The sequence below is a fragment of the Nocardioides sp. genome, assembly GCF_034670285.1.
Lineage (GTDB): Bacteria > Actinomycetota > Actinomycetes > Propionibacteriales > Nocardioidaceae > Nocardioides.
This window is the reverse complement of record NZ_JAXMNS010000197.1, coordinates 1-6,711: the sequence shown is the minus strand read 5'-3', so window position 1 is coordinate 6,711 and position 6,711 is coordinate 1. Positions and strand designations below refer to the sequence as shown.

Genomic DNA, 6,711 nt, shown 5'->3' with positions numbered 1-6,711 from the left:
GCTACCTCTCGGCCGACTTCGCGGAGTGCTTCGCCATGGAGTGCGAGGCGCTGCGGCACGTGCGCGACGAGATGGGGCTCACCAACGTCAAGGTGATGATCCCGTTCGTGCGCACGCTCCGCGAGGCCGAGGGCGTCATCGCGCTGCTCGGCGAGCACGGGCTCAAGCGCGGCGAGAACGACCTCCAGGTCGTGATGATGTGCGAGGTGCCGTCCAACGCGGTGATCGCGGATCAGTTCCTCGAGCACTTCGACGGCTTCTCGATCGGCTCCAACGACATGACCCAGCTGACGCTCGGGCTCGACCGCGACTCGGCCCTGGTTGCCGAGGGCTTCGACGAGCGCGACCCTGCTGTGCTGCACATGCTGAGCGCCGCGATCACGGCCTGCAAGAAGGCCGGCAAGTACGTCGGCATCTGCGGTCAGGGTCCCTCCGACCACCCCGACCTGGCCGACTGGCTGCTCGAGCAGGGCATCGAGTCGATGTCGCTCAACCCCGACACCGTCGTGGAGACCTGGCTGCGCCTCGCCAGGGCCTCCTCCTGACCCACCCCTGATGCCGAGTCGGCGCGTAGACGCGCCGACTCGGCGAGGGGTCAGAGCTGGGCGAAGCGGATGACCGCGACGGCCAGGGCCAGCACCAGCAGGACGGCGTTCTTGGGGAGGGCTTCCTTCTCGTCGCGGCGCGCGTGCTGGATCATCGCGCCGACCATGGTGGCCGCGAGGCCGAGCGCGGCGAGCGGTGTGAGCACCGGCAGGACGTCGAGCAGCCACGGCAGGATGACACCGATCCCGCCGAGGACCTCGATCGCGCCGATGGCCTGGATCTGGGGTGCGGAGAAGTCGTCGGCCCAGCCCATCTGCGGGTTCTCGAGCAGCTTGGCACGAGGGGTGGCGAGCTTCATCGCCCCGGCGGCGACGAAGACGAGGGCGAGGAGACCGGACAGGATCCAGATGACGATGTCCATGCGGGTTCTTTCTTTCGACGGGTGAAGTGCTTGCTCTAGCAAGTAACGTGCCGCAACTATTCCTTGCCACCGCAAGGAAAGCCATTCCTGGTGCGACAATCAGCGCGTGACGAACCCGCCGCTACCGCTCTCGCCGGTCGAATCGGCCGCCTGGGTCGCCCTGGCCCGCGTGATGCCGCACCTGGTCCGCACGCTCGACGACGACCTGGTGGAGCGCGACGGGCTCACCATGACGCGCTACGTCGTGATGATGCATCTCTCGGAGGCGCCCGAGGGAGCGCTGCGCATGAGCGACCTTGCCGACGCCGCGGTGCTGTCGCCGAGCCGGATGACGCGGGTCGTGCACGACCTCGAGCGCGACGGCTACGTCGTACGAGGCACCGTGCCGGGAGACGCGCGGGCGCGATCGGTCAGCCTGACCCCGGCCGGGCTCGCCCGCCTCGAGCAGGCTTGGCCGGCGCACGTCGCCGGCGTCCGGGCCCACGTGCTCGACCGCGTCGACCCGGCCGACCTGCCGACGCTCCAGCGCATCCTCGAGGCGATCCTCCCCGGCGAGGCGGCTCCACGGTGATGCCGAGTCGGCGCGTAGACGCGCCGACTCGGCGAGAAATCAGCGGAGGATGAGCTCCTTGGCCTTGGGGTCCCAGACGATCTCGGACTTGTCGTCGCGCAGCGCCTGGAGCAGCGCGGTGACGACGTCGGCGCCGGGCAGGGGTTCGGGCAGCTTGGGGGCGGTGCCGGCCAACGGGTGGTCGGAGAGCCCGGTGTCGAGGTGCGGAGGTCGTACGTCGAGCACGCGGAAGGCGCGCCGGTTCTCACGCCGTACGACGCCGAGCCAGGCCGAGAGGGCCGCCTTGGACGCCGAGTAGTCGGCCATCTGGTTCGTCGGGAGGTCCGCGAGGATCGCCGAGAGCACCGCGACTACTCCACCTGACTCCGCGAGCAGCGGGCCGGCGGCACGCACCAGCGCCATCGGGCCAAGGGTGTTGACCGCGAAGAGCTCCTCGGCGACAGCCGCCTCGGTGTCGAGCGCAGCGCCGAACGCCGGCACCCCGGTCGCGACGAGCAGGCCGTCGAGACCGCCGAGCTGATCAGCAGCCGACTTCACCGCGGCCGCGCACCCCTCGACGTCGATGACGTCCAGGGTGATCGGATCCGTGCCGGCAGCGGCGGCCGCCTCGGTGAGGCGGTCCTGGTCGCGTACGGTCACCACGACGCGCGCGCCGGCGTCGACCAGGGCGCGGGTGGTGAGGCCGCCCAGAACACCGGAACCGCCGACGACCAGGAACCGTGCTCCTTCGATGTCCATGCCGCGACGCTAGGCCCGCGTGTGCCTCGTGTGCTCACCCCGACGTGCCTCGTCGGCCTTCCGCCCGTCCCGGTGGTGCCGACCTCGACACCGCCGTGGTCAGTCGTCAGACTTCGAACGTGCCCCCGCCCTCCACGCGCCGTCTCTACCGCACCTTGGGCGCGCGCTACCGCTACGTGATGCTCGCGGGCGAGACGTGGGCGGCCCTCGTCGTCGTGGTGGTCACCGTCTTCCTCGCCTCTCGCTTCTACCCCGAGGTCTCGGCCGGGCAGGTCATCGCGGTGATGGGGATCGCGGCCGCGCTCACGAGCGCCTCGGTGGCGTCGTCGTCCTTGCGCTCGAACGACACCTACGCCCAGATCGAGCGGTGGCAGCGCACGGCGATGGCGACCCCCCGGGAGACGGTCGCCGCGTGGGAGGCCGCGACCACCCTGACGCTCGCCCACTACCGCCGCAGCTCGGTCACGGTCGTGCTGGTCACCGTGGTCCCGACGTCGGTCGCCTCCTCCCTGGTGTGGGGGACCGGGTGGGCCGGCCTCGGCGCGATCCTGCTCGCGAGCCTGATCCCGGCCGTCTACGCCACCGTGCTGAGCTACTCGGTGGGCGAGGTGCTCGCGCGACCGCTGATCGAGGACGTCGCTGCGGCGCTGCCCGACGACTTCATCTTCCGAGCCAAGGGTCTGCCTCTGACCACGCGGTTGTGGATCTCGCTGCCCGCCTACACGTCGTCCTCCGGGATCGCGGTCGCCGCGCTCGTCTCCGACGGCGGGGGCTCCCAACGACTGGCGCTGGTCGTGCTCACGTCGCTGGGCATCGGGCTGTTCCTCTCGGCCGAGCTGCTGACGTTCCTGAGCGCCAGCGTCACCGAGCCGCTGGGCCATGTACGACGAGGCCTCGAGCGAGTCCGCTCCGGGGACTACGACGACCGGGTGCCGGTGCTCAGCCGCGACGAGATCGGCCAGCTGGCCAACGACTTCAACCGGATGGCGAGCGGGCTGGCGGAGCGTGAAGAGCTGCGCGACGCGTTCAGCACGTACGTCGACCGCGACGTCGCCCGGCTGATCCTGAGCGGACAGTTCCCCGCCGAGGGCGTCGAGGTCGAGCTCTCGCTGCTCTTCTGCGACGTCCGCGACTTCACCAGGTATGCCGAGAAGGCGGCGGCGACCGAGGTGATCGCCACCCTCAACGGTCTCTTCGCCGAGATCGTGCCGATCATCGAGGCCTACGGCGGCCACGTCGACAAGTTCCTCGGCGACGGGTTGCTCGCCGTCTTCGGCGCCCCCGACTTCCATGCCGACCACGCCGACCGTGCCGTCGATGCCGCCCGGATGATCGTGGATGCCGTCGCGCTCGGCACGAGCGGCCTGACCGTGGCGGCCGGGGTCAACTCCGGACGTGTCGTCGCCGGGCCCCTCGGCGGTGCCGGTCGGCTCAACTTCAGCGTCATCGGGGACGCCGTCAACGTCGCCGCCCGCGTCGAGGCCGCCACCCGCCGTACGGGGGACGACGTCCTGATCACCGCCGCGACCCGCGACATGCTCGTGCGGGGGCACGACCTGGTCTCCCGCGGCCAGCTGCCGCTGAAGGGCAAGTCGGCACCGGTGGAGCTCTTCGCACCGCTGCCCCTGTCGGACGACCTGTCGGACGACCTGCCGGACGACCTGTCGGACGAGCTGGCGGACGACTCGCAGGAGCCGGGTCAGACGGGCAGTCGGTCGGCCCGTTCGGCCACGCTCTGAGCCGGCGCGGTCAGCCGCCACGCCTCGAAGGTCAGCTCGGCCAGCTCGTCGCGCTCCACCTGCTCGAGGTGGACCACGACCCAGCCGAAGGCGCCCATCGTGAACTGCACCTCGAACGCCTCGGGGCGCATCGCCACCAGGGCCAGCTGCTCGGCGAGGGTCTGCTTCAACCCCACGGTGCGGGTCGGCTCCCACAGGTAGCCGAACGTCGACCCGGCGACCTTCCACGCGCTGTAGCGCTCGTGGTCGACCCTCGAGGCCCCTGGGAGCTGGAGGGCGAGATCGACGAAGTCGGGGATGCCGGACACGGTCGAAGTATCGCCGACTGGAACACGTTACCGATTTTGACTAACTCCACGCGGACTCGCTCGTTGAGGAAGCAGGGCATCGCCCGAGCCCTCCCTCCCCCGGAAGTGACTTCACATGGTCAGCCTCACCTCGAGAGCCACGATCCTCCGCGCCGCGACGGCCTCCGCCGTCCTCGGCGCCTCGATCGTCGCGCTCCCAGCCCTCGCCCAGTCGACCAGTGCCGCAGCAGCGCCCCTCACCGGCCTCGACGTGCCCGCGGTCGCCGCGACGGCCGTCGTGCCGGACCCCGCTGCGGGCACGGTCATCCAGCCGGCGCTCGCCGAGCACCTCGGTGCCGTGCGTGCCCAGAAGCCGGTCACCGTCATGGTGCAGGCCGGGGGCGACCTCAAGGCCGCCAAGCGCGCCGTGGCGCTCGCCGGGCTCCAGCCCGGTGTCTCCCTCGACGACATCGGCATCGTCACCGCCACCGGCACACCAGCCCAGGTGCGCGAGCTCTCCCGAACCGACGACGTGACGCGGCTCGACTGGGCCGACGAGAAGATCGCCTTCGCCGGTGACACCAGCCAGGAAGCCACTCGCGCCCGCCGGGTCCACGAGGGTGCCTTCGACGTCGACACCGACGGCGTCCTCGACTCCTTCACCGGAGCGGGCACCTCGGTCGCGATCGTCGACTCGGGCACCGACGGCACCCACCCGATGTTCGACGACGCCGAGGGCAGCTCGCGCGTGAAGAAGAACGTCAAGATCGCCTGCCACGACATCGTCGGGATCTTCACCGACTACGAGTCCGTCGACGAGTGCACCGTCGACGCCACCCTCGTCAACGACACCGACACCGGTTCCGCCGGTGGCCACGGCACCCACGTGACCGGCATCGCGGCTGGTCGTACGGTTGTCGACGCCGGCGGCCGCACCTTGCGGGGCAGCGCTCCGGACGCCGACATCGTCGCGGTGAGCACGGGCGTGAGCCTCAGCATCTCCAGCGGCACGACGGGTCTCTACTGGGTGCTGAAGCACCACGCCGACCCGTGCGGCGACGGCTCGTGCGCGCCGATCGTCGCGGTCAACAACTCCTGGGGCCCTGCCGGCGGCAGCGACTTCAGCCCCACCGCGCCCAACACGATCGTCCAGCGCAAGCTCGTCGAGGCCGGCGTGACCGTGGTCTGGGCCGCCGGCAACGACGGCGGCGACGGCACCGAGAGCGCCACCAACGGCCCCGGGTCCGACCCGACGCCAGGCGTCATGTCCGTCGCCAACTACGACGACGCCGGCAGCGGCAGCCGTGACAACGACCTCAACTCCTCCTCGTCGCGCGGCAAGAGCGGCTCGCCGTTCACCTACCCCGACATCTCCGCGCCTGGCACCGACATCACCTCGGCCTGCCGCGTCTACCTGACGATCTGCGCCACCGGCCTCGACACCGCCGACCCGGACTACAACACGATCTCGGGCACCTCGATGGCCGCGCCGCACATCGCCGGCTACGTGGCCGTCCTCCAGCAGGTCGCTCTCGAGACCACCGGTGACCTGCTGACTCCCGGGCAGATCGAGACGCTGCTGGTCAACACCGCTCACCAGTACGGCGGCTCGCGCGCCTACACCGCCGACCCGCGTAATGCTGCCTCGACCACCGGGACGTCGTTCGACGCCGGGCACGGCCTGGTCGACATGCTCGCCGCGGTCTCGAGCCTCACCGGGCTCGAGGCGCCCGCGGTCGAGGAGCAGACCTGCCCGGCCGACGCCCGCTTCTCCGACCCGGCCGGTGACGCCAGCTCGGTGCTCGGTGCCGACACCCCGACGCCCAGCGTCGACGAGCTCGACATGCTCGAGGGCTGGCTGACCACCAACGAGGCGGGCACCGCGGTCACCTTCCACGTCAAGGTCACCGACTTCCAACCCGAGCCCGGCGGCGCCAGCGGCCTCGGGGAGTACTTCGACCTCAACTTCACCCTCGGGGGCGCCGGTTACTTCTTGACGGCCCAGCGCACCGTGGACGACGGCGAGAGCTTCGTGCTGGGCAACTTCGGTGGCACCACCGGCGGTCGACAGACCCTGGTCTCGGGGCTGGCCGGCGCTTTCGACGCCGCGACCGACGAGCTGAGCGTGACGCTGACCGACACCGACTGGAAGTCTGCCGCCCTTCCCGGCGCAGTTGCCACCGGCCAAGTCATCGCCGGACTCAACTTCGTCTCGCGGCGCCAGCTCGGACTACTCGTGCCGGACGCCGACACCGCGACCGGTGGCTGCGCCTACACCATCGGGGCCAAGGTGATCGGGACGCCGAGCCCCACACCCACGCCCACGCCGACGCCGTCGCCCACGCCGACGCCGTCGCCCACGCCTACGCCGACGCCCACGCCGACGCCGACGCCGACCCCGTCGCCGAC

General features: G+C 71.0%; 7 protein-coding genes. 4 read left to right on the top strand and 3 right to left on the bottom strand.

Translation table 11 applies throughout. The annotated features are described in order from the left end of the window. On the top strand, positions 1-545 hold a 545-nt coding region (locus tag VOI19_RS11205), incomplete at its 5' end, for a putative PEP-binding protein (protein ID WP_323793047.1). 50 nt (positions 546-595) lie between these two features. On the opposite strand, the gene VOI19_RS11200 is transcribed toward VOI19_RS11205, so the two are convergent. Further along, positions 596-967 (bottom strand): DoxX family protein, encoded by a 372-nt coding sequence (locus VOI19_RS11200; protein WP_323793046.1) that lies wholly within the window; start codon positions 965-967, stop codon positions 596-598. Positions 968-1,073: 106 nt separating this feature from the next. On the opposite strand from VOI19_RS11200, the gene VOI19_RS11195 reads away from it, so the two are divergent. Further along, positions 1,074-1,538, top strand: a complete 465-nt coding sequence (locus tag VOI19_RS11195; protein ID WP_323793045.1) for a MarR family winged helix-turn-helix transcriptional regulator — start codon at positions 1,074-1,076, stop codon at positions 1,536-1,538. Positions 1,539-1,577: 39 nt separating this feature from the next. Here the strand turns inward: VOI19_RS11195 and VOI19_RS11190 are convergent, their stop codons facing one another. Then, complete coding sequence (locus tag VOI19_RS11190; RefSeq protein WP_323793044.1) at positions 1,578-2,276, bottom strand: SDR family NAD(P)-dependent oxidoreductase; 699 nt, start codon at positions 2,274-2,276, stop codon at positions 1,578-1,580. 119 nt (positions 2,277-2,395) lie between these two features. On the opposite strand from VOI19_RS11190, the gene VOI19_RS11185 reads away from it, so the two are divergent. Then, positions 2,396-4,015, top strand: a complete 1,620-nt coding sequence (locus VOI19_RS11185; protein WP_323793043.1) for an adenylate/guanylate cyclase domain-containing protein — start codon at positions 2,396-2,398, stop codon at positions 4,013-4,015. Here the strand turns inward: VOI19_RS11185 and VOI19_RS11180 are convergent. Continuing rightward, positions 3,976-4,323, bottom strand: a complete 348-nt coding sequence (locus VOI19_RS11180; RefSeq protein ID WP_323793042.1) for an MmcQ/YjbR family DNA-binding protein — start codon at positions 4,321-4,323, stop codon at positions 3,976-3,978. The genes VOI19_RS11185 and VOI19_RS11180 overlap by 40 nt on opposite strands. Positions 4,324-4,438: 115 nt before the next feature. Here VOI19_RS11180 and VOI19_RS11175 point away from each other — a divergent pair. Then, the coding region (locus tag VOI19_RS11175; RefSeq protein WP_323793041.1) for a S8 family serine peptidase at positions 4,439-6,711 on the top strand (2,273 nt) is incomplete at its 3' end.

Excerpts from the sequence above, each read along its gene's own strand:
- VOI19_RS11190 (WP_323793044.1), bottom strand. The coding sequence starts at position 2,276 with ATGGACATCGAAGGAGCACGGTTCCTGGTCGTCGGCGGTTCCGGTGTT.
- VOI19_RS11200 (WP_323793046.1), bottom strand. The coding sequence starts at position 967 with ATGGACATCGTCATCTGGATCCTGTCCGGTCTCCTCGCCCTCGTCTTC.